20 protein-coding genes are annotated in these 21,303 nt (G+C 44.0%); 10 read left to right on the top strand and 10 right to left on the bottom strand.

Features of this window, described 5'->3' with window-relative positions; translation table 11 throughout:
• Positions 1-40: 40 nt before the first annotated feature.
• The 3 genes from deoA to deoD all read left to right on the top strand — a co-directional run bounded on the left by deoA (position 41) and on the right by deoD (position 3,603).
• Positions 41-1,369: a thymidine phosphorylase gene (deoA, locus tag AAFX28_RS21020; RefSeq protein WP_408690507.1), complete on the top strand. Its 1,329-nt coding sequence runs from the start codon at positions 41-43 to the stop codon at positions 1,367-1,369.
• A 204-nt stretch (positions 1,370-1,573) separates the two neighbouring features.
• On the top strand, positions 1,574-2,794 hold the full coding sequence (locus AAFX28_RS21015; RefSeq protein ID WP_408690506.1) for a phosphopentomutase: 1,221 nt from the start codon (positions 1,574-1,576) through the stop codon (positions 2,792-2,794).
• Between the two features lie 89 nt (positions 2,795-2,883).
• A complete protein-coding gene (gene deoD / locus AAFX28_RS21010; RefSeq protein WP_408690505.1) occupies positions 2,884-3,603 on the top strand; it encodes a purine-nucleoside phosphorylase in 720 nt (239 codons plus the stop codon).
• Between the two features lie 77 nt (positions 3,604-3,680).
• Here deoD and AAFX28_RS21005 read toward each other — a convergent pair whose 3' ends face one another.
• Entirely contained in the window at positions 3,681-4,289 is a 609-nt protein-coding gene (locus AAFX28_RS21005) for a YtjB family periplasmic protein (RefSeq protein ID WP_408690504.1), read from the bottom strand.
• 104 nt (positions 4,290-4,393) lie between these two features.
• Between AAFX28_RS21005 and serB the strand changes: the two genes are divergently transcribed.
• Positions 4,394-5,374, top strand: coding sequence for a phosphoserine phosphatase (gene serB, locus AAFX28_RS21000; RefSeq protein WP_408690503.1), 981 nt, complete (start codon positions 4,394-4,396; stop codon positions 5,372-5,374).
• A 56-nt stretch (positions 5,375-5,430) separates the two neighbouring features.
• Here serB and AAFX28_RS20995 read toward each other — a convergent pair whose 3' ends face one another.
• Positions 5,431-7,776 carry a PilZ domain-containing protein gene (locus AAFX28_RS20995; protein WP_408690502.1) on the bottom strand — a complete coding sequence of 782 codons (2,346 nt, stop codon included), beginning with the start codon at positions 7,774-7,776 and terminating at the stop codon, positions 5,431-5,433.
• 150 nt (positions 7,777-7,926) lie between these two features.
• On the opposite strand from AAFX28_RS20995, the gene radA reads away from it, so the two are divergent.
• Complete coding sequence (gene radA, locus AAFX28_RS20990) at positions 7,927-9,306, top strand: DNA repair protein RadA (protein ID WP_408690501.1); 1,380 nt, start codon at positions 7,927-7,929, stop codon at positions 9,304-9,306.
• 43 nt (positions 9,307-9,349) lie between these two features.
• Here radA and csdA read toward each other — a convergent pair whose 3' ends face one another.
• The 4 genes from csdA to AAFX28_RS20970 form a co-directional block, all read right to left on the bottom strand.
• Positions 9,350-10,561 (bottom strand): cysteine desulfurase CsdA, encoded by a 1,212-nt coding sequence (csdA, locus tag AAFX28_RS20985; RefSeq protein WP_408690500.1) that lies wholly within the window; start codon positions 10,559-10,561, stop codon positions 9,350-9,352.
• Entirely contained in the window at positions 10,561-11,160 is a 600-nt protein-coding gene (locus AAFX28_RS20980) for a DJ-1 family glyoxalase III (RefSeq protein ID WP_408690499.1), read from the bottom strand. Before AAFX28_RS20980 ends, csdA begins: the two co-directional genes overlap by 1 nt.
• 2 nt (positions 11,161-11,162) lie before the next feature.
• Positions 11,163-12,047 carry a 2-dehydropantoate 2-reductase gene (gene panE, locus AAFX28_RS20975; RefSeq protein ID WP_408690498.1) on the bottom strand — a complete coding sequence of 295 codons (885 nt, stop codon included), beginning with the start codon at positions 12,045-12,047 and terminating at the stop codon, positions 11,163-11,165.
• 110 nt (positions 12,048-12,157) lie between these two features.
• The gene (locus tag AAFX28_RS20970; protein ID WP_408690497.1) at positions 12,158-13,039 is read right to left on the bottom strand and encodes an outer membrane protein OmpK; all 882 of its coding nucleotides are present in this window, start codon (positions 13,037-13,039) and stop codon (positions 12,158-12,160) included.
• Positions 13,040-13,379: 340 nt separating this feature from the next.
• On the opposite strand from AAFX28_RS20970, the gene AAFX28_RS20965 reads away from it, so the two are divergent.
• The 3 genes from AAFX28_RS20965 to AAFX28_RS20955 all read left to right on the top strand — a co-directional run bounded on the left by AAFX28_RS20965 (position 13,380) and on the right by AAFX28_RS20955 (position 15,253).
• A complete protein-coding gene (locus tag AAFX28_RS20965; protein ID WP_408690496.1) occupies positions 13,380-13,943 on the top strand; it encodes an LON peptidase substrate-binding domain-containing protein in 564 nt (187 codons plus the stop codon).
• Between the two features lie 66 nt (positions 13,944-14,009).
• Entirely contained in the window at positions 14,010-14,594 is a 585-nt protein-coding gene (locus AAFX28_RS20960; protein WP_408690495.1) for a sigma-70 family RNA polymerase sigma factor, read from the top strand.
• Positions 14,591-15,253, top strand: coding sequence for a ChrR family anti-sigma-E factor (locus AAFX28_RS20955; protein WP_408690494.1), 663 nt, complete (start codon positions 14,591-14,593; stop codon positions 15,251-15,253). Before AAFX28_RS20960 ends, AAFX28_RS20955 begins: the two co-directional genes overlap by 4 nt.
• 52 nt (positions 15,254-15,305) lie before the next feature.
• Here AAFX28_RS20955 and AAFX28_RS20950 read toward each other — a convergent pair whose 3' ends face one another.
• The 4 genes from AAFX28_RS20950 to AAFX28_RS20935 form a co-directional block, all read right to left on the bottom strand.
• Positions 15,306-16,697, bottom strand: coding sequence for an AmpG family muropeptide MFS transporter (locus AAFX28_RS20950; RefSeq protein WP_408690493.1), 1,392 nt, complete (start codon positions 16,695-16,697; stop codon positions 15,306-15,308).
• A 74-nt stretch (positions 16,698-16,771) separates the two neighbouring features.
• On the bottom strand, positions 16,772-17,317 hold the full coding sequence (locus tag AAFX28_RS20945; protein ID WP_408690492.1) for a peptidylprolyl isomerase: 546 nt from the start codon (positions 17,315-17,317) through the stop codon (positions 16,772-16,774).
• The gene (locus tag AAFX28_RS20940; RefSeq protein WP_408690491.1) at positions 17,317-17,886 is read right to left on the bottom strand and encodes a YajG family lipoprotein; all 570 of its coding nucleotides are present in this window, start codon (positions 17,884-17,886) and stop codon (positions 17,317-17,319) included. Before AAFX28_RS20940 ends, AAFX28_RS20945 begins: the two co-directional genes overlap by 1 nt.
• 62 nt (positions 17,887-17,948) lie before the next feature.
• Positions 17,949-19,079, bottom strand: a complete 1,131-nt coding sequence (locus AAFX28_RS20935; RefSeq protein WP_408690490.1) for a methyltransferase — start codon at positions 19,077-19,079, stop codon at positions 17,949-17,951.
• 137 nt (positions 19,080-19,216) lie between these two features.
• Here AAFX28_RS20935 and bolA point away from each other — a divergent pair, with 137 nt between their 5' ends.
• Both bolA and AAFX28_RS20925 read left to right on the top strand, forming a co-directional pair.
• Positions 19,217-19,525 carry a transcriptional regulator BolA gene (bolA, locus tag AAFX28_RS20930; RefSeq protein ID WP_408690489.1) on the top strand — a complete coding sequence of 103 codons (309 nt, stop codon included), beginning with the start codon at positions 19,217-19,219 and terminating at the stop codon, positions 19,523-19,525.
• Between the two features lie 434 nt (positions 19,526-19,959).
• Positions 19,960-21,300, top strand: coding sequence for a Na(+)-translocating NADH-quinone reductase subunit A (locus AAFX28_RS20925; protein WP_408690488.1), 1,341 nt, complete (start codon positions 19,960-19,962; stop codon positions 21,298-21,300).
• Positions 21,301-21,303 lie beyond the last annotated feature (3 nt).

The raw sequence follows: 21,303 nt of genomic DNA, 5'->3' as shown, positions 1-21,303 counted from the left end.
TTACCTTACAACCTTGCTGCTCAAAGCATGGGAGGATCTAATGTACTTACCTCAAGAAATTATTCGTAAAAAACGTGACGGCGAAGTTCTAACTGCCGACGAAATTAACTTCTTCATTCAAGGTGTTGCAAAGAATACAGTATCTGAAGGTCAGATCGCTGCATTTGCAATGGCTATCTTTTTCAATGAAATGACGATGCCTGAGCGTATCGCACTGACTTGTGCAATGCGTGACTCTGGTATGGTAATTGATTGGAGCCACAAAGAGTTTGGCGGCCCAATTGTTGATAAGCATTCAACTGGTGGTGTAGGTGATGTAACTTCACTAATGCTTGGTCCAATGGTGGCAGCATGTGGCGGTTTTGTTCCTATGATCTCTGGTCGTGGTCTTGGCCATACAGGCGGTACGCTAGATAAACTTGAGTCTATTCCAGGCTACAACATCACACCGACTAATGAAGTGTTTGGTGATGTAACCAAAGACGCTGGCGTAGCAATTATTGGTCAAACGGGCGACTTAGCGCCTGCTGACAAGCGTGTATACGCTACTCGTGATATCACAGCGACGGTAGATAACATTTCGCTAATCACAGCTTCGATCCTATCTAAAAAACTAGCAGCGGGCCTTGAGTCGCTAGTAATGGATGTAAAAGTAGGTTCTGGTGCATTTATGCCAACTTACGAAGCATCAGAAGAGTTAGCGAAATCAATTGTTGCGGTAGCAAACGGTGCCGGTACTAAGACGACTGCAATCCTAACCGATATGAACCAAGTGCTGGCTTCATCTGCAGGTAACGCAGTAGAAGTTCGTGAAGCGGTTCAGTTCCTAACAGGTGAATATCGTAACCCTCGTCTACTTGAAGTAACGATGGCGTCATGTGCAGAAATGTTGGTATTGGCAAAACTTGCTGATAGCACAGAAGATGCGCGTGCGAAGCTGATGGAAGTGCTGGATAACGGTAAAGCGGCACAGTGCTTTGGCAAGATGGTGGCAGGTCTTGGCGGCCCAGTAGATTTCGTTGAAAACTACGATAACTACCTAGAAAAAGCGGAAATCATCAAGCCAGTATTTGCTGATGAGCCTGGTGTTGTTTCAGCAATGGACACGCGTGCAATTGGTATGGCGGTTGTTGCTATGGGCGGTGGTCGCCGCGTTGCAACTGACGTAATCGACTACGCAGTAGGCTTTGATGGCTTTATTCGTTTGGGTGAACAAGCGTCTAATGATAAGCCTCTAGCCGTAATTCATGCACGCACAGAGCAGCAGTGGCAAGAAGCAGCTGACGCATTGAAGGCAGCTATTACAATTGGCGGCGAATACACGCCAACGCCTGAGGTGTATCGTCAGATTCGCGCGGAAGACCTTTAAACTCTTCATATTTGAACTTGCAGCGGCGTTAACTGCGCTCGCTCACCGGAACGCCGGCCGCCCCTGTCACATAGACGAGCTATGCTCAGGGGATTCGCTTGCTTGTTGCCTAGCTGCAAGTCCAACTATCTTGAGTAGAATTACTATTATTATTAGATTGGCCGATTGAGCATTTGTCTCTCGGCCGGTCAAAGGAAGAGAGCAATGAAAAGAGCATTTATTTTAGTTTTAGATTCATTTGGTATCGGCGCAACAGCTGATGCGAAAGATTTTGGTGATGTGGGTTCTGACACTCTAGGCCATATCGCAGAGCAGTGTGATAAAGGTTTAGCAGATAATGCTGATCGTAGCGGCGCGCTAAAACTACCTAACCTATCTAAACTTGGTCTAGCAATGGCGCACAAAGAGTCGACAGGCGCTTTTGCCCCGGGTCTTGATGCAGACGCTGAAATCATCGGTGCTTACGGTCACGCGGCTGAGCTCTCTTCTGGTAAAGATACTCCGTCAGGTCACTGGGAAATCGCAGGCGTACCTGTACTGTTCGACTGGGGTTACTTTACTGATAAAACAAACAGCTTCCCTAAAGAGCTTACAGATCGCATTCTTGAGCGTGCAGGCCTTGATGGATACCTAGGTAACTGCCACGCATCGGGTACTCAAGTTCTTGATGACCTAGGTGAAGAGCATATGAAGACTGGCCAACCAATCTTCTACACTTCTGCAGACTCTGTATTCCAAATTGCATGTCATGAAGAAACATTTGGCCTAGACCGCCTGCTAGAGCTTTGCCAAATTGCACGTGAAGAGCTAGAAGACTACAACATTGGTCGTGTTATCGCGCGTCCATTCATTGGCCCAGGTAAAGGCCAATTTGAGCGTACGGGTAACCGTCGTGATCTATCCGTTGAACCGCCTTCAGCGACAATTCTTCAGAAGCTTGTTGAAGAGAAAAATGGTGAAGTTCACTCGATTGGTAAGATCTCTGATATTTACGCGGGCTGTGGTATCACTAAGAAGACCAAAGCAACGGGCATCCCAGCACTATTTGAAGCAACAAAAGACGCAATCAAAGAAGCCGGTGACAACACTATCGTATTTACCAACTTTGTAGATTTCGACTCAGCGTACGGACACCGTCGTGATGTTGCTGGCTACGCTGCAGCATTAGAATACTTTGATGGCCGCATCCATGAAGTAATGGAGCTGATGGAAGAAGACGATGTTCTTATCCTAACGGCTGACCATGGTTGTGATCCAACTTGGCCTGGTACGGACCACACACGTGAGCACATCCCAGTGATTGTTTACGGTGCTAAAGTTCCAGCTGGCTCTCTAGGCCTTCGTGATACGTTTGCTGATATTGGCCAAACGCTAGCAAGCCACTTTGGTACATCACCAATGGATTACGGTAAAAACTTCCTGTAATTCACATAAGTTATTATCAATAGAGGGCATGTCCCTCTATTGTTTTGTTTGCTTAAACTTAACCTAGTTTAATAAAAGGAAATTGAATCATGGCAACTCCACATATCAACGCAGAAATGGGTGCATTCGCAGATGTTGTTTTAATGCCGGGTGACCCACTACGAGCTAAATACATTGCAGAAACGTTCCTGGAAGATGTTGTACAGGTATGTGACGTACGTAATATGTACGGCTTCACGGGCACTTACAAAGGCCGTAAGGTATCTGTAATGGGCCATGGTATGGGTATCCCATCATGTTCTATTTACGCAACTGAGTTAATTAAAGACTTTGGTGTGAAGAAGATCATTCGTGTAGGTAGCTGTGGCGCGGTAAACGAAGATATTAAAGTTCGTGACGTAGTAATCGGCATGGGCGCTTGTACTGACTCTAAAGTTAACCGCATTCGCTTTAAAGGTCATGACTTTGCTGCAATTGCTGACTACAAAATGGTACGTGCAGCAGAAGACGCAGCGAAAGCTCGTGGTATTGAAGTTAAAGTGGGCAACCTATTCTCTGCTGAGTTGTTCTACACACCAGATCCAGAAATGTTCGATGTGATGGACAAGTACGGTATTGTCGGTGTTGAAATGGAAGCAGCAGGTATCTACGGCGTTTGTGCTGAATACGGTGCAAAAGCATTAACTATTTGTACTGTTTCTGACCACATTAAGACTGGCGAGCAAACAACATCTGATGAGCGTCAAACCACGTTCAACGATATGATGATCATCGCGTTGGATTCAGTTCTTCTTGGTGATGAAGAATAATATTGAGCCATTCTAAAGAGTGAAGACTAAGAAAAAAGGGTTGATGCCAAGCATCAACCCTTTTTGTTTTTTGGTATTTACGACATATCTTTTAGTAGCAAATTTTCGCCTTTACGTTTGTTCGGCTTACGGCGAATGATCAGAGTAAGAAGTAAACCTGCGATAAAACTCATTCCAACCATGGTGTACATGTAGCGGTCACTTTTCCGGTAGTAGTGGTCTGAAAATGCCGTCAATTTACCTGTTTCAAAGGTAATACGCATAAAGCCAATCACGGTACCATCTTTTAAGACGGGCTCAATGAGTTGCTGCTTGCCAATACGTGCAGTCTGAAGAGGAGTATCAAGCCCAAGCATTTCACGTACTGACTTCGCTTGATTACTAGCGGCGAGTTTCACACCTTCCGCATCATAAACCGTCGCATCAACAACCAAGTTATCTTTCGCCAATTGGTTGGTTAGTTTCAATAAACGCTCTTGGTCTTGAGTCACTATCATATCACTGGCGGACAAAGAAGCCTGAGAGATAAGAATGCCCGTTAGTGTTTCTAATTGGTTTGCTTGAATCTGCTCATTACCCTTGGTGATCTTGACGCTATTGATACCAATAGTCGCGACCATAGCAATCAAAAAAATCGTTGCTAATACTTTCAATGCGATACGAAAAGAAAATAGAGATGAGTCCATTTTTCACCCAAATAAAGGATAATTATACTTTAGAGCATATTGAGACTTGCACAGGTAAATTGCAATAGGTTAACGTGTTGAGAGATTTTTTAGGAATGATTGACATGGACTCGTTAAAGCCCCTTTCTATACGTAAACATACCCCTTTAATTACTCGCCTCCCGGAAACCCGCCTCGCGACTCAGTTTGATAAAGCGAAAGCTGGTTGGGTTGTCTTTGGTCATTATCTTTGCCCAAGTAAGTTTGAAGATATCGACTTCTTTGTTGGTTATTACAATGCAGTTGTCGATACTTGGAAGGTTGGTGAGTATGAAGTCGCTTTGATGGCGGGTGAGCTAACCGAGCAGCACGAAGAGATATTGCAAGCTCTTGAGCTCGATTACTCGCCTCTTCATGATATGCCAGATCTGACCAAGCCTGGTTTGATCGTTTTGGATATGGACTCAACGGCGATCCAAATTGAGTGTATCGATGAAATCGCCAAACTGGCTGGCGTTGGTGACGAAGTATCAGAGGTGACGGAACGTGCAATGCAAGGGGAACTCGACTTTGAGCAAAGCCTGCGCCAACGTGTTGGTAAATTAGCCGGAGCTGACGAAAGTATTTTAAGTGCGGTGCGTGAGCAGTTACCTTTTATGCCGGATCTTCCTGAGCTGATTGGAACTTTAAAACAATATGGTTGGAAGACGGCCATTGCATCTGGTGGTTTTACTTACTTCTCTGATTACTTACAAGAGCAACTTGGTCTAGATCATGCTCAATCTAATCAGCTTGAAATTGTCGATGGAAAGCTTACAGGCAAGGTGCTGGGTGATGTTGTTTCTGCACAAACGAAAGCTGAGATCTTGGAGCAGTTAGCTGAGCAATATGAAATTGAACCGCATAATACCATTGCAGTTGGTGATGGTGCTAATGACTTAGTGATGATGGATGCAGCTGGTCTAGGTATCGCGTATCACGCTAAACCAAAAGTAGAACAGCAGGCAAAAAGTGCCGTTCGCTACGTTGGACTCGGTGGTATTATCTGTATTCTATCGGCAATGTTGGTTAAGCAGAAACGAGTAAGCTTTAAACCACAACCATAGACTTATCTTCGATAAAAAAGCGAGGCCATAGCCTCGCTTTTTTATGTTATTAAATCCTACTTTGTCAGTTCTAAGCGAATTAAGACTTCTTCGGTGATATCGGTCAGTTCACCATACCCGACAATGTTGTTAATCTCTTTTTCTAGGCTGCGTGCTTGATGCATGCTGATTTGTGTCAGTTCCTCTAAGTCCTTTCGAACCAGTGCCGTTATTGGATCAAAGACAGGGGCACCACAGATTCGGATTGCGTAAAACTCTCCCATTAACTGCGCCCGCTTAATAAAAGCAATTCGCTCTTTGACGTTTTCAAACTCGCTCGTTAGTTTGGATTCAACGGACTGAATGCGAGTTCCAAACTTATTAGCGCTAAGGTATAGCTCATGATACTGAGGCTCTGCACCTTCAATGCGCTTCATAGGCTGTGCGAGTAATGTATTAGTATGGCCTTTGTAGATTGGTCCTAGTGAAAAGTTTGGCCCTTCACCTAGTTTTGCCAAAATCGCTAAATAGGAGTTGAGTGGATAATTAACGCCAATGGCTTTTGGACGAAGGCTATTGCCCTTTTTCTCGATGTAGAGAGGAGAGCTGACCATCTTATCGAGTAAAATATCATGCAAACTTTCTAAAAGTTCATTACTTGGCAGTAACTCTTTTTTCGCAATCAACTTATCTTGGTTGTGATCGATTAAGCGACCAAAGAAGCTGATGGTCCGCATTATCTGACTCGACTCTTCAATGGCAAACTGCAATCGTTTACCACTAGGACTGATTCGAATTACCTCATAAGGGACTTCGCTCAATGGTAGGTTCTTGTCATAGAGTTGAAGTTCTTTGAAGTTAATGAAGCACGCTTCACCAGCCTTGAGAGTACTTGGAGAGGCTAGAGCAACATTAGCACCATGCTTCGAAATATCTATGGTTGTTCCTTCTATCTCTACGCCGTTAGACCCAGTTAAAACTAAAGGAGATTTGAACTGATATCTTGGTTCACGACGACGGGATTGCGCATCGAAATAGATACATGCAGGATTTGTTGTTGGGTTACGAGCATGCCTGAACTGGTTTAGTTCGTTTGCAGCTAAGCGAGGCTTGTCCGTAAGCAAGTAATCATGGCGGCTGTTTTCATCAGAGATTTCTTGCAAAATACCGCAGTGAGTTAGCGTTTCTGCCTCTAAGTCTAACTCACTGTAATGCTGTGATAATTCTTTCTTTTCGTCCGGGGAAAGTTCGAATACAGAAAGTCGAAACGCTTTCCAACTCTCTTTTTTTGCACCAACATGCCAGAACAGTTGGCGTAGTTCACGAGACGCTTCAGGCATCATCATCGAAAAGAATAGGCTTTTATCTTTATGTTGATGAGTAAACGAATAGATGACGTTACTACTGCCTTTTACCCCTTCAGCGGTTAGTTGAGACATTCGCTTTTGATGGAATAGACTGCTCAAGGTTTGCTGATTTCTTTCGTCGTGCCAGTATTGCCAGATCGGACGATTGTTTTCTGTCATCAGTACCAGTTTTAGCTCATTACCGCTAAAAAACACTGGCAGATTACACGTATGCTTTAAGTATGTGTGTTCAAAGCCACGAGCACGAGCTCGAATTATCTTATCTTGGTTATCATGACGGGCTTTTTGTACATCGTTTTGTAGCAGACGCTCAATGACGACCTCAACAAGGTTCGATGTATCGAGTTTGAGTAGACGCAAGAATTTTACAGCGTCGTTTTCATACGATTCATCAATTCCAACAATACGATAAGGGACAGAGTGTTCAATTCCCTCAACATCTAATGATTTCGCAAGTTCGACGAAGGTAACATCAACCACTTCCCCTAATTTGTAATCGAATGCAGAGGGGGCTTTGAATTTTGCGCCAGAAGGGGATACGTCAACCGTCAACGCATTTACAATTTGGTTGTTGGCGAGTTTGATTTCTATTTGAGAAGAAATTTTTAAACGGTTTTCTTTACGTTTAAGATCGTAGCCGAGTGTGATTGCCTCGACATCTAAACCATTTGGGTTGGCAGCAACCTCAGTTCCAATTGGCTTGCCTCGTTTCTGCATAACGCGGAAGTTATTGTGAGTATTGACCAATGCTTCCCATACGCCTTCAGTATAGCCGCCAAACTTGCGCGTATTCTTGTGGTAGGCGTTAAAGGCAACATCATCAAGCCAGTGCTTTAAACCGTCTAGGTCGTATGCTCGGCACTCTCCTTTCACTCTACCGCGGAGATCAATCGGCTTGGTGCAAGGGGCCATCACTCGATTGAGTTCCATCTTGACCAAGATTTTAGTCGATGGTGGCTCGCCCTCTGTCATTTGGTTGAGAAGGAGTTCGAAGTCCTGTGCGTGGTATGCTGGAATTAATCGCTCTGCTAAAGAGAGTATTTCTGGCTGCTGCATATTTTTTTGTTAGAGTATTCCTTACTCTTGATATCGGCCTTGATATTAAGATCTTTAGTGATATGTTACTGCGAATCAAGTTTCTATGTGAGATAAGCGGCTGAGGGTGCAGTTTATGTCACAAATACCAATTTAATTACCTGAGGTTACATGGCAAAAGCGAAAAGAGCATACGTATGTAATGATTGCGGTGCGGACTTTCCGCGTTGGCAGGGGCAATGCAACGCGTGTGGTGCATGGAATACAATAAGCGAAGTGAGATTAGCTGCATCTCCAGCAGCTGCTCGAAATGAGCGTTTAACGGGTTATGCGGGCAATTCTGGCGAAACTCAGGTTCAGACTTTATCTGAAATAGACTTGCAAGAAGTGCCGCGCTTTACCAGTGGCTTCAAAGAGTTTGACCGTGTGCTCGGCGGCGGTGTTGTTCCGGGAGCTGCAATATTAATTGGTGGTAACCCTGGTGCAGGTAAGTCAACGTTGTTGCTTCAAACAATGTGTTACCTTGCGTCTCAAATGCCGACGCTCTACGTGACTGGTGAGGAGTCCTTACAACAGGTTGCGATGCGTGCATCTCGGTTGGGTTTACCGAAAGAGAACTTAAAAATGCTGTCGGAAACCAACGTCGATCGAATTTGCCAGATAGCTGAAAAAGAGCAGCCGAAGATCATGGTGATCGACTCTATTCAGGTAATGCACGTTGCCGATGTTCAATCGTCACCGGGCAGTGTGGCTCAAGTGCGTGAATCAGCCACCGCGCTCACCCGCTACGCTAAACAAAACAATGTTTCTGTCTTTATCGTCGGCCATGTGACCAAAGATGGAACACTCGCTGGTCCTAAAGTACTTGAGCACATCATTGACTGTTCTGTATTGCTTGATGGCGGTACAGATAACCGATTTAGAACCATGCGTAGTCACAAGAACCGTTTTGGTGCGGTGAATGAGCTAGGTGTGTTTGCGATGACTGGACAAGGCCTGAAAGAAGTCAGTAACCCTTCAGCGATCTTTTTATCTCGTGGTGAAGAGGAAACGTCGGGCAGCTCTGTTATGGTAGTCTGGGAAGGAACGCGCCCACTATTGGTTGAGATTCAGGCTTTGGTTGATTACTCACAATTGGCAAATCCACGTCGCGTCGCGGTGGGCCTTGAACAAAACCGTTTATCTTTGCTACTGGCTGTATTGCATAAACATGGTGGCCTACAAATGGCTGACCAAGATGTGTTTGTAAATGTTGTTGGTGGTGTAAAAGTAACGGAAACCAGTGCCGACTTAGCACTAGTGATGGCGTTATTGTCGAGTTTTCGTGACCGAGCTCTGCCAAAAGATGTGGTGGTGTTTGGCGAAGTGGGCCTTGCGGGTGAAATCCGCCCTGTACCAAGTGGTCAAGAGCGCCTAAATGAAGCGTTTAAACATGGCTTTAAGAAAGCAATTGTTCCTGCAGCGAATATGCCTAAAGGTGGTATTCCTGGCATGCAAATTCACGGAGTGAAGAAGCTTTCAGAGGCGATTGAAGCGTTTGATGAGCTTTAATTAAGAATTAAAAAGGTCGGCATTCTGCCGACCTTTTTTGCATTTATAACATATCTACGGCCTTCTCGACCGCCGCAATAAATCTGTCTACATCTTCCATAGTGTTGTAGATGGCGAAGGAAGCTCTTACTGTTCCTCTGACATTCAAGGCATCCATAAGAGGATGAGCACAATGATGTCCTGCTCGAACGGCAATACCTTGTTGATCAAGTAGGGTAGCAATATCTTGATGATGCACCCCTTCCATAACAAACGATAAGACTGAAGAGCCTTTTTGATAGCCTAACACTTCAATGTCTTCCAGCGCATTGAGTCGCGCGTAGGCATCGCTCACCAATTGATGAATATGTGCTTCGACTGCTTGCTGGTCAAAGTTTTGGTACCAATTTATCGCCGTTTCTAATGCAAGAGCGCCAGCAACATTGGGTGTACCCGCTTCAAATTTTCCGGGTAACTGGCTGAACGTCGTCCCTTCAAATGAAACTTTCTCAACCATCTTGCCACCGCCATGCCATGGTGGCATTGATTCAAGTAGTTCGAGCTTGCCATAAAGTACGCCGATACCAGCTGGTGCGTAAAGTTTATGTCCAGAAAAAACGTAAAAGTCGGCGTTTAGCGACTGCACATTTACTTGTTCATGAACAATGCCTTGAGCACCATCGACAACCACAACAGAGCCAGCTTGGTGGGCAAGTGCAATAACGTCTTCAATAGGTTGACGTGTTCCCGTCACATTGGTGATATGTGCTAATGCGACAATCTTTGTTTTCTCCGAAAGGAGAGATTTAAAAGCTTCTAAATCAAACTGGCACTCAGTTGTCATCGGAACTTTGACGACTTTCGCTCCTGTTTGCTCTGCAACAATTTGCCACGGGACAATATTCGCGTGATGCTCCATCTCACTAATCAAAATTTCGTCACCCGCTTTGAGTGTATTCCTAGCGTAAGTTTGGGCGATAAGGTTTAACGCTTCCGTTGCTCCACGAGTCCAAACGATCTCTTTGCTTGAAGCTGCCCCTAAATAACGAGCCACGGTTTCACGTGCCGATTCAAATTGGCTAGTGGCTTTCGCCGTTAAGCTATGACTTCCACGGTGTACGTTGGCGTTCTGATGACTGTAGTATTCTGAGATAGTATCGATAACACAACGGGGTTTCTGTGTTGTTGCTGCACTGTCCAAATATACTAGTCGTTGGTCATTTACTTGTTGTAGCAGGGCTGGAAATTGTTCAACAACCTCTTGAACGTTAAGCATTACTCGTCACCCAGTTTATGGTATTGCAATGTAGGGATGGTCACCATTGGTTCAGCGACTGTCCAAGCGTGTGCTTTACCTGATAAGTTGATAATGATTTCCATGGCAAATTCTAGTGCGGTCCCAGGGCCTTGGCTGGTTAATACATTATGGTTAATGTCATAAGTAACACGTTTAACACGCCATTTCTTTGGGTTGATGTGGCTTTCAAAACTTGGGTGGCAGGTCATTAGTGCATCAGCATATAGGCCGTGGTGAGCAAGTACTAAAGCAGGAGCTGCACAGATCGCTGCGACTAGTTTGCCCTCATACATTTGCTGACGAACAATCTCGACCAAGATTGTGCTATCTCTGAAGGTTTCAGCGCCTTCAACACCACCGGGTAAGATCACTGCGTCAAACTCGTCATCGGCAATATTGACCAGTTTGCAATCAGCCGTCAATACCACACCACGTGAAGCTTTCATTGTTAACTGGCCATCGAAGTCGGCACTGGCGACAACGGTTTCATAACCTGCTCGTACCATCATATCGATGATCGTAATAGCTTCCATTTCTTCTGTGCCAGGAGCAATAGGGACGAGGACTTTTTTTGTCATGGTTAATTCCAACCTTGTTCGATGTTTTTTACTGCATTAAATAACGACAGATTCATTGGTGTTGCGATGTTGTGGCTTTGGGCTTTCTTTATCAAATACCCAGTAATAAAGTCTATCTCGCTTTGACGTTGATGAACAATATCTTGCTGCATAGAAGATAGGTTCTTAGCCGTTGCCTCAATAACCGTTTTTACCGATTGCGTCAGTTGCGCTTCACTGATGTGAATACCTTCAGCTTGAATGGTCAAGCTCACCTCTTGTATCACGTCACTCAATTGCGACTGAAATTCAGGCTGTGCAAGTTCGCCATTGGTGATTTGGTGGATTGCAGTCAGAGGGTTAATCGCACAGTTGATCGCCAGTTTATTCCAAAGCGCAGTGAGAATTGTAGGGTTCCATATCACTTCAGGAAGTGCATGTTGAAACACGTCAGCTAAGAAATCACAGCGTTTTCCTGCAGAGTTATATCCACCGAGTTCTGTGTTACCCAAACCGGTATGTAAAACGTTCTGAGGAGACTTTCGATACGCGCCATGAGTGGTGGTCGCAAGCACTAAAGGGTTATCAACGAACAGAGCAGAGACTATTTCAGCGGTGCCCATCCCGTTATGCATTAAGACAATAATCGTCTCTTTATTGATTAACGGTTGTAGCTCAGATAAGGCAGCTTTAACTTGTGGAGCTTTTAGAGTGACAAGCAATAGGTCGGCATTTTGAATGGCTTGTTCTGACTGGTTAGCGAATTCGGTTGTAGGGAGTTCATCTCTTTGGATTGAAATCGGTGACTGTGGGTGGCGAGACCAAACAGAAACGGAATGACCAGCATTATTCAGATAGGATGCCCACAAGGAGCCGATTGCACCAGGACCAAGAACGACAATATTCATACGATAGAAAGTCAGAGGGTTTGGTGAGGATCATAAGGGTATATAGAGATAAAGCCAATAAAAATGGCACCTGAAGGTGCCATTTGAAAGTCGTTTTCTTACCGGTTCGATTAGAACTTGTAAGTTGCTGCGATGTAGTGAGCAACACCTGAAGTCTTACCGGCAACGCCACCGTCTGCTAGACCATAAACGTCATTGTATAGTTTTAGACCGTAACCAAGAGCAAATTGGTCGTTGTGCCAGTATAGGCCGTTGTACATTGCACCGCCGTTCGAAGAATTGATTTGCGTACCGCCCGCTGCTGCTGGAAGGTAAGTCTTGTCAATGCCGAACTCGTAATCCAAGTAACCTTGGTAAGTGATGAACGAACCATTTTCGAAGAAGTAGAAAGGTTTGAACCAGTTAAGAGACACTTGGTAACCATTCCAATCTTTTGCATTCATGTCGTACTTTGCGTAAGCGTTCACGCCTACTTTGCCGAACCATGGCACCATTACGTCAGAACCCACACCGGTGTAGATGTTGTAAGTCGGCTTGTCAGCTTTCATTACGTTACCATCAGCATCAATCATCGGTTGGCCGTTTTCCATGTACGTGTATTCACCACCACCGTTAATTACGATTTGGTTTGCGAAGTACAGCTCTTGAACAGGGCCGAAAGACAGGTCTTTACCAGTCAATCCGTCTAGAGACATACGAGGGTTAATCTTAGCGAAAATACGGTCTGAACCACTCTTGTCACTGCCATCGTTGTTTAATACGTTAAAGAAGTCGATGTAGCCGTATAGGTCGAAAATACCAGAGCGACCACCAAACTCCATTTCGATGTAATCGTGTGATGATTCACCAGGTAGTTCATCGAAGGCACCCATTACGTTGAACTGGAACCATTTGTAGTCGTTTTTATGAGTATCGCCGTCGGTGTAATCAGCTGCCATTACAGGCGCAGACATTGCTGCTACAACACCAAGAGCTAAAAGTGATTTACGCATAGTGGAACTCTCTATGTTTAATTAACTATTCATTGGATATTTGTTTTGTTGCACAATCTTTGTTGTGCTCTATGGGTGCGAATAATAGCGATAAATTTCTCAAAAACCATCTGCAACAGATGTAAAAAAACATAAAACAGGTGATCAAGATCTCATTAACAAGTTAAAAATTGCAATGTAACGGAACTAACTGCACGTTGCACAAAAACTGATTCGGGTATCGATTACGTAAGCGTTTGCCTATATTTTTATGTCTATCATGTATTCAACAGATACAGTGAATGATCTTTGAGAGGGTAAGTGACGTAAATGTTATTAAATTGATCAAAAGAGAACGTTTATGTCGGAAGTAATGCTTTTTCCTTTAAGCTCAATGGTACTGCCCGAAGGGAAAATGCGCTTAAGGATTTTCGAACCAAGGTATAAAAGGCTAGTTTCAAATGCGATGAAACGCGATGGTACGTTTGGTGTTTGCCTTTTCGACCGCAACAATCAGTCGAAGCCGCTTTCAACGGTTGGAACGCTGGCTAAAATTATTGACTTTGATTTACTGGAAGATGGGTTACTCGGAATTTCAATCACCGGGCTGAGCAAATTTAAGATAGAGAATGTAAGAGTTGAGCACGACGGGCTAAGATTCGCACGAGTAGAGACTTTACCTTGCTGGGAAGTTGAAAACTTGGAAGAAACAGACGAGAGTTTAAGCCGGGATCTCGTGAGAGTTTATCAGCAGTTTCCAGATGTAGGGGCCATGTATGAACAGAAGTTTTTTGATGATGCTGCTTGGGTAAGCCAGCGTTGGCTCGAATTATTGCCAGTCAGCAACGTCCAATTTGACGAACTGACCTTGCAGATAGATTGCCGTGCAGCAGTAAGCTTTATTAAACAGACACTCGAAAAATAATACTAAAGTGATCGATATACTTATTCATACGTAGTTAATGAAAAAGGTGAGGAAAAGGCTATCAAAATGGAGAATTTAGATACCCAATCTTTTTCGAAAGAAGAATGGAAAGCGTGCATGGATAAAGTTAAGCAAAGGGATAAAAGCTCTTTTGCCATAGTATTCATGCACTTTTCTCCACGTCTCAAGCAGTTTGCTGTTCGTCACATGGGCAATGAGCAGGTGGCGATGGAGATAGTTCAAGATGCTCTTGCTATTGTGTGGCAGAAAAGCGCGCTTTTTGACGCGTCTAAGAGTTCGCTTTCAACTTGGATTTACACAATTGCCCGCAATCTCTGCTATGACATGTTAAGAAAGCAAAAAGGGCGCGATTGTCACCTTCATTCAGAAGATATTTGGCCCAATGATTATTGCCCACCAGATTTGGTTGAGCACTACTCCCCTGAAACGGATAGACTCAAACAGCAAGTGATTAAGTATCTAGATATATTACCCGAAGCCCAAAGAGAGGTTGTAAAAGCAGTTTATCTAGAAGAACTGCCTCACCAACAGGTGGCTGATATGTTTGATATCCCTCTTGGTACGGTTAAGTCACGTTTGCGTTTAGCGGTAGAGAAGTTACGCGACACAATAGAGGCGGATAAATTATGAGTTACCATCCAGAAACATCTATTTTAAAAGCGTATGCAGAAGGAATGCTCGATGATGTCACCGCTTTTACAATTGCAACGCACCTTGAGACTTGCCCCAAGTGCAAATCATTAGTGAGTTCTTTTGAAGAGCAGTGTGGTGAAGAGCTTGCAAGTACGTCAGAAGTTACTCAAGAGAGTTTTGATACTATGCTTGCCAATATACTCGATCTAGAACCGAGTAACGAGCCATTCAGGCCAGCACGAAAACCAAGTTTTGTTGAAGTAAACGGGAAGTCATTTAGATTACCGCTTTCCTTATCACGCTTTAGAGATAACATCAGTGAGTGGAAAAGTTATGGAGGCAAAGTCTTCAGCGCTTCGATAGAGCTTTCAGGCCAAGCCAGAGTCAACCTAATGTATATATCAGAGGGAGTTACTATCCCTCAACATACACACAAAGGACTTGAGTCGACGTTAGTTTTACATGGCAGCTTTAGTGATGAGGATGGTGAGTATCAAGTTGGTGACTACTTACTAAAAGATGCATCTGTCAAACACTCTCCATTTACTAAGCAAAATGAAGATTGTCTATGTCTAACGGTATTAACTGAGCCGATGATATTTACCCAAGGGGTCGCTAGAGTCTTCAACCTGTTTGGAAAAGGCATGTACCCTTAAGTAAGATGGTTAAAAGTAAAAAGGCTTGGTGTTTGACACCAAGCCTTTTTGTTTATTTAGAGGTTATCTCTTCTTGTGCTGCTTCTTCACTATCTCGCTTTCTTGCTTTGTCTAAAAGATCAGTAAAGTAATGACGCAGAGAGTAAAGCATGATTAAGCTTGGAATTACCATTAAAGAAGTAATGACGAAGAATAGTGACCAATCATTCAGGAAGTCAGCCATTTCACCACTAAATGATGCCAGTGTAGTTCGGCCAAAGTTACCCAATGATGCGAGTAACGCATATTGAGTGGCGGAGAAAGCTTGTCCGGTAAGAACGGTCAAGAAGGAAACAAACGCAACCGTTGAGAATGCGGTTGTGAAATTATCAACAATGATTGTTGCTAGGAATAGGTGTTCATTAGGGCCAACTTTCGCAATCCAAGCAAACATCAGATTACTTGCTGCCATGGCAATACCACCGATCATTAGGCCTCGAACAATACCGAACTTCACGTTGAACATGCTGCCTACAAGCGTGAAGAAGATGGTCGCGCCCCAGCCAATTAGCTTAGAGTAGTATCCAATCTGCTCGTTGCTAAATCCGACTTCTTTGTAGAAGGTGATCGACATGCGGCCTAAGAATGCCTCGCCAATCTTAAATAGGAAAACAAACAGTAAAAGCGTTACCGCAACTTGAACACCGTTACGTTTGAAGAAATCGAGGAATGGTTCGATCACAGTAACACTAAACCATGCGACGATTTTTGATTGTACGATTTTGCTGTGTCGAGCTTCTGCTTGGCTTTGAAGTGCTTCTCGATTGGTCTTCGGTTCACCGACCAGTAGAGTGAAGATCATTAATATACCGACAATAAAGGCCATACCGTAGTAGACGCCGTTCCAACCAATCGCATCAGCATTAATGAAAGCGAGGTAGCCAGGCAGGGAATAACCCGTCCACCAACCGATGACCGCCATTGCAGATGCTTGAGGTAATTTAGAAGATTCAGATTTAGGGAAAGTATCGATACGGAATGCATCAATAGCAATATCTTGAGTCGCTGAAGCGATAGCAATACCTAACGCGAGCATTGAAGTGAACATCAAGTTCTTCGAAGGATCTACCCCTGCAATAAATAGCGTGCTGACAAGCACTAAAGATTGGCATAAGAAAATCCAGCTTCGGCGTTGACCTAATAGACTGTGAAGCACGGGTAGTTTTACTCGGTCAACAAGTGGTGCCCATAAAAAGTTGATCGCGTAAACTGCAAACACACTCCCAAAGTAGCCAATTGCAGCACGTGTTAATCCTGCGTCTTTTAGCCACCCAGACATGTTGGAACCGATCAATACCCACGGGAAACCACTTGAACAGCCTAACATAAATACCCACATGAGGCGCTTGTCCATATAGCTGCGGATAGTCTCTAGCCATGACATGGAAGGAGAGTCAGAAGACATACACGAATCCTTGTTTGATTTTTTGGTCAGCAAGAAAAATGAGGCTCCAACCAGTGGGTTAGAGCCTAAGAGAATTATTTAAGAAGAGTAGCTTTTGTAATAATGATGGGTTCTACAGGAACATCGCGGTAACGACCCACTGAGTGAGTAGGCTTTTTACCCATACCTTGGATAACGTCAAAACCTTGAGTCACTTTACCAAACACAGCGTAACCTGGTGGACGTTGGTCATAATCTAAAAAGCCATTGTCGACGAAGTTAATAAAGAACTGTCGAGTCGCTGAGTGAGGGTTGTTTGTTCGAGCCATAGCGATGGTTGCTGTGTTGTTTTTTAACCCGTTCGACGCTTCGTTTCTTACTGGTGAGTAGGTCGGTAGTGACTTCATGTTTTTATCAAAACCGCCACCTTGTGCCATAAAGTTAGGGATCACTCGGTGGAACTGACTGCCAACGTAACTACCGTCATTCACGTACTTTAGAAAGTTCGCTACCGTTAACGGTGCTTTCTCTTCGTTTAACTCAACCGTGAACGAACCAAGCGTTGTTTCGAATTCAACTTTTGGCCCTGCCATTACCAGGCTGCTCACCAGCGCAAGTGAGGCAATTGCAACTTTTAACATTAGAAGCGCTCCTGCATGTACTGTTGAAGTTCACGGTCATTAGAGATCTCTTGAAGCACTAGGTTGATAACATCGTTCAGTACAACTTCGATATCTTCATTAGATGCGCTTAGAGCACCTGTGCGTTTAGCGGTACCGGTGTAAGTTTTTACCAGTTTGCCTTGTGGTGTTTCAGCAGTAATCTCAAGCACTACCTTACCGTCCATTTGGTTTTCCATCACGGTATGTTTAACAGAAACAAGTGCTTCTTGAACTTCAATCGCGATGGTGTTTTCGCTGCTTACTGTGCTACGGAAACCTTGAGATTTGAACTGTTCAAGTAAGGCGTTTTCGATAGAGATACGCACATTCTGCTTTGAATGAATTGGTTCAATGTTGGAACGACCGCTGTCGACTAGCGCAACATATTGTGCAGAACGGACATCTTTACTGGTTAGAGTAAATGCCGCGTCTTTTACAAGGTCACTATTACTCACAACAGCTTTAGGCATAAAGTTAATTTGTTCTTGCTGCGGTGCTGCACACGCAGTAAGTAGTGCCATTGACGCGGCTAAAACCAGTTTTCTCATTGTAATTTCCTTTATTGTTAACTCTTCGAGCTTACTCAAACGTTTAGAGAGATAATAGTGGACTATTTAGTTGCTTGTAAAATAACAAATTTCTTATTGGCTGCCACAACTTTAACGTTCGACTTGCCAAACAGTCTAGCAAGCTTACCATCGTAGCCGAGGTGACGGTTGCCGATAACTAATAATTGCCCACCAACTCTAAGAATTTGCTTTGCATCACAGAACATCTGCCAGGCAATATGATCGGTAATTGCTTGCTGCTGGTGGAACGGCGGGTTACACATGATCATATCAACATCATCCAAGACAAGATCATCAAGGCAGTTATTGGCAATACAGTTAAACTCTCGACCATCTCCAAGGTTAAGAAGAAGGTTCTGTCTAGCGGATTCAACCGCCATAAAACTCTCATCTACACAAGTGAGTTTTACTGATGGATTCAGCTGTCCCATTTTGACTGATAAAACGCCATTGCCACATCCTAGATCGACGACGTGCTTTAGATTGGGGTTAGTTGGGAGGTGCTGAATCATAAATCGTGCACCTAAATCTAAGCTTTCCCCTGAGTAGACATTTGGCAAATTATTCAACTCAATGTTTTCGCCATCAACAGACCAACGTGTATCTGCTGATACTTGCTTAGGGTTGCTGACATTTGCACAGCTAAATACGAGGCGATGTTTTTTCCATGCCAGAGACGTCGTCGTTTCACCTAGGTGCTTCTCAAACAACTTTAATGTTGAGGAATGAATTTCTTTTGCTTTGTTTACTGCAATAACCGGAATTGAATCACCCAGCGATGCTCGTAGCTGACTTAACTGCCAGGTCAAGTGGCGGTTACTCTTAGGTAACTGGATTAAAACCAAATCAACATCAGAGGGTATGGCATCAAACGTGGAAGAAAACTGAACTTCGCCACATTGGTTTAATTCTAAGTTGGCTTGTGTGCCTTTTTGAGAGATAAAGGAATCGCTCATCATAGTGATGCGATGATTGGTGCTAAACCAGCAACTTAAGACACCGAAGTTGTCATTCAGTATAAGAATATGTTGATTGGGCTCTAACGCCATCTCTTCCACATGATTAATGAGGTACTCGTCCCCCGCGTCCCATGCTTGTAGGGTTTCGTTGTTTCTTTTTGGGTATCGGAATAAAGAAAGGGTACGCTCATGCAGCGTAAGCTCAGTTTTCATAGTTGGAACGCTAGATAATATGGAATGGCTAAATTGTCGCAAAACCAAACGGCTGTGAAAACTAAAACCTTTAGCTTTCTACCTAAGGAGATTATTATCTATTGTTAATAGTCGTTAATATTTGATGGTGAAGCACAATGCTGCAAGAAGTGATAGAAACCAAACTAAACGAGGCATTTGCGCCGATTGAACTAAAAGTGATCAACGAGAGTTACATGCATAATGTTCCCGCTGGCTCTGAGAGTCACTTTAAAGTTGTGATTGTCAGTGAGAAGTTCGAAGGTCAAAGATTGATTGCACGTCATCGTCAGGTAAACCAAACCTTGGCTGACGAATTAGCGAATCACATTCATGCGCTTTCTATGCATACCTATACGGCCCAAGAGTGGCAAGCTCAAAATGGACTCGCACCAGACAGCCCAATGTGCCTCGGTGGTTCTAAATAATAGAGTTGAGAAGGGTAGCGTTTGCTACCCTTTTTAGTTAGCCCGAACTAGGTATTGTTAACAACGTAGAAACAAATAAATGCGATAGTTAGTTTTAAGTTAGATTGTTTCATGATGTGAATGGTTGTAAGAATGCCAAACTTGGTGAGTAGTGGGGTTTGTGCGGTGGCTCAAAGTTATGACTATTCCTTAGCCTTTTAAACTCAATTCCTTCGAAATATCTCTGTTATTCATCGGATTCATCATGGCATCAACTTCCAAAAAGATGATAGACTATCGCACCTGATAAATCTCGCCGATTTCTTGTTGCGAGGTTTTTAAGAGGATGTTGCGATTTTGATGTTTTAAACGGCATCAAAACCGGACACTAGTGTCGTGTCTAAAAGTTACGCAATCAAAGAATCTTTTTCCCGATAAAAGTAGTGCAAGTGCGTATGATTACAATAAAGAAGGGTTTGGACCTGCCAATCGCAGGAACTCCATCCCAGGTGATTAATGATGGTAAGACCATCAAAAAAGTCGCCTTGCTTGGCGAAGAGTACGTTGGCATGCGTCCTACCATGCATGTCCGCGTTGGCGACGAAGTAAAGAAAGCCCAAGTTCTTTTTGAAGACAAGAAGAACCCAGGTGTGAAATTTACTGCGCCAGTAGCTGGTAAAGTGATCGAGATTAACCGTGGTGCTAAGCGTGTACTTCAATCTGTTGTGATTGAAGCTGCAGGTGAAGAACAGGTTACTTTTGATAAGTTTGAAGCTGGCCAACTAGCAGGTCTTGACCGCGAAGCGGTTAAAACTCAACTGGTTGATTCAGGTCTTTGGACAGCTTTACGTACTCGTCCGTTCAGCAAGGTTCCAGCAATTGAATCTTCTACTAAGGCTATCTTTGTAACTGCTATGGATACTAATCCATTAGCGGCTCAGCCTGAGTTGATCATCAATGAACAACAAGAAGCATTCGTTGCAGGTCTCGATCTGCTTTCAACGCTGACAGATGGCAAGGTTTACGTATGTAAATCTGGTACAAGTCTGCCACGTTCTTCTCAGTCAAATGTTGAAGAGCATGTATTTGATGGCCCTCACCCAGCAGGTCTTGCTGGCACCCACATGCATTTCCTATACCCAGTAAATGCAGAAAATGTGGCGTGGAGCATCAACTACCAAGACGTTATTGCGTTCGGTAAGTTGTTCCTAACAGGTGAACTTTACACTGACCGTGTTATTTCTCTGGCTGGCCCAGTAGTAAATAACCCTCGTCTAGTTCGTACAACTCTAGGTGCAAGTCTAGAAGACGTAACGGATAGCGAGCTAATGCCAGGTGAAGTTCGTGTGATTTCTGGTTCGGTACTAACAGGTACTCACGCAACTGGTCCTCACGCTTACCTAGGTCGTTACCACGTACAGGTTTCTGTATTACGTGAAGGCCGTGAAAAAGAGCTATTCGGCTGGGCTATGCCTGGTAAGAACAAGTTCTCTGTCACTCGCTCATTCCTTGGTCACATCTTCAAAGGTCAGTTGTTCAACATGACAACCACGACTAACGGTAGTGATCGTTCTATGGTTCCAATCGGTAGCTACGAGCGCGTTATGCCGCTTGATATCGAACCGACTCTGCTACTTCGCGATCTATGTGCAGGCGATACTGACAGTGCAGCAGCACTTGGTGCGCTAGAGCTAGACGAAGACGATGTAGCACTGTGTACCTTTGTTTGTCCTGGTAAATACGAGTACGGTGAACTACTTCGTGAATGCCTAGATAAGATCGAGAAGGAAGGGTAATTT

The organism is Vibrio sp. TBV020, assembly GCF_046056895.1.
Taxonomy (GTDB): domain Bacteria; phylum Pseudomonadota; class Gammaproteobacteria; order Enterobacterales; family Vibrionaceae; genus Vibrio.
Note: the sequence above shows the minus strand (reverse complement) of the source record. Positions and strands in the feature narration are given on the sequence as shown.

Bases quoted from the DNA above. Each gene is read 5' to 3' on its own strand.
- deoA (WP_408690507.1), top strand. From the start codon at position 41: ATGTACTTACCTCAAGAAATTATTCGTAAAAAACGTGACGGCGAAGTT.
- AAFX28_RS21015 (WP_408690506.1), top strand. From the start codon at position 1,574: ATGAAAAGAGCATTTATTTTAGTTTTAGATTCATTTGGTATCGGCGCA.
- deoD (WP_408690505.1), top strand. From the start codon at position 2,884: ATGGCAACTCCACATATCAACGCAGAAATGGGTGCATTCGCAGATGTT.
- AAFX28_RS21005 (WP_408690504.1), bottom strand. From the start codon at position 4,289: ATGGACTCATCTCTATTTTCTTTTCGTATCGCATTGAAAGTATTAGCA.
- serB (WP_408690503.1), top strand. From the start codon at position 4,394: ATGGACTCGTTAAAGCCCCTTTCTATACGTAAACATACCCCTTTAATT.
- AAFX28_RS20995 (WP_408690502.1), bottom strand. From the start codon at position 7,776: ATGCAGCAGCCAGAAATACTCTCTTTAGCAGAGCGATTAATTCCAGCA.
- radA (WP_408690501.1), top strand. From the start codon at position 7,927: ATGGCAAAAGCGAAAAGAGCATACGTATGTAATGATTGCGGTGCGGAC.
- csdA (WP_408690500.1), bottom strand. From the start codon at position 10,561: ATGCTTAACGTTCAAGAGGTTGTTGAACAATTTCCAGCCCTGCTACAA.
- AAFX28_RS20980 (WP_408690499.1), bottom strand. From the start codon at position 11,160: ATGACAAAAAAAGTCCTCGTCCCTATTGCTCCTGGCACAGAAGAAATG.
- panE (WP_408690498.1), bottom strand. From the start codon at position 12,047: ATGAATATTGTCGTTCTTGGTCCTGGTGCAATCGGCTCCTTGTGGGCA.
- AAFX28_RS20970 (WP_408690497.1), bottom strand. From the start codon at position 13,039: ATGCGTAAATCACTTTTAGCTCTTGGTGTTGTAGCAGCAATGTCTGCG.
- AAFX28_RS20965 (WP_408690496.1), top strand. From the start codon at position 13,380: ATGTCGGAAGTAATGCTTTTTCCTTTAAGCTCAATGGTACTGCCCGAA.
- AAFX28_RS20960 (WP_408690495.1), top strand. From the start codon at position 14,010: ATGGAGAATTTAGATACCCAATCTTTTTCGAAAGAAGAATGGAAAGCG.
- AAFX28_RS20955 (WP_408690494.1), top strand. From the start codon at position 14,591: ATGAGTTACCATCCAGAAACATCTATTTTAAAAGCGTATGCAGAAGGA.
- AAFX28_RS20950 (WP_408690493.1), bottom strand. From the start codon at position 16,697: ATGTCTTCTGACTCTCCTTCCATGTCATGGCTAGAGACTATCCGCAGC.
- AAFX28_RS20945 (WP_408690492.1), bottom strand. From the start codon at position 17,317: ATGTTAAAAGTTGCAATTGCCTCACTTGCGCTGGTGAGCAGCCTGGTA.
- AAFX28_RS20940 (WP_408690491.1), bottom strand. From the start codon at position 17,886: ATGAGAAAACTGGTTTTAGCCGCGTCAATGGCACTACTTACTGCGTGT.
- AAFX28_RS20935 (WP_408690490.1), bottom strand. From the start codon at position 19,079: ATGAAAACTGAGCTTACGCTGCATGAGCGTACCCTTTCTTTATTCCGA.
- bolA (WP_408690489.1), top strand. From the start codon at position 19,217: ATGCTGCAAGAAGTGATAGAAACCAAACTAAACGAGGCATTTGCGCCG.
- AAFX28_RS20925 (WP_408690488.1), top strand. From the start codon at position 19,960: ATGATTACAATAAAGAAGGGTTTGGACCTGCCAATCGCAGGAACTCCA.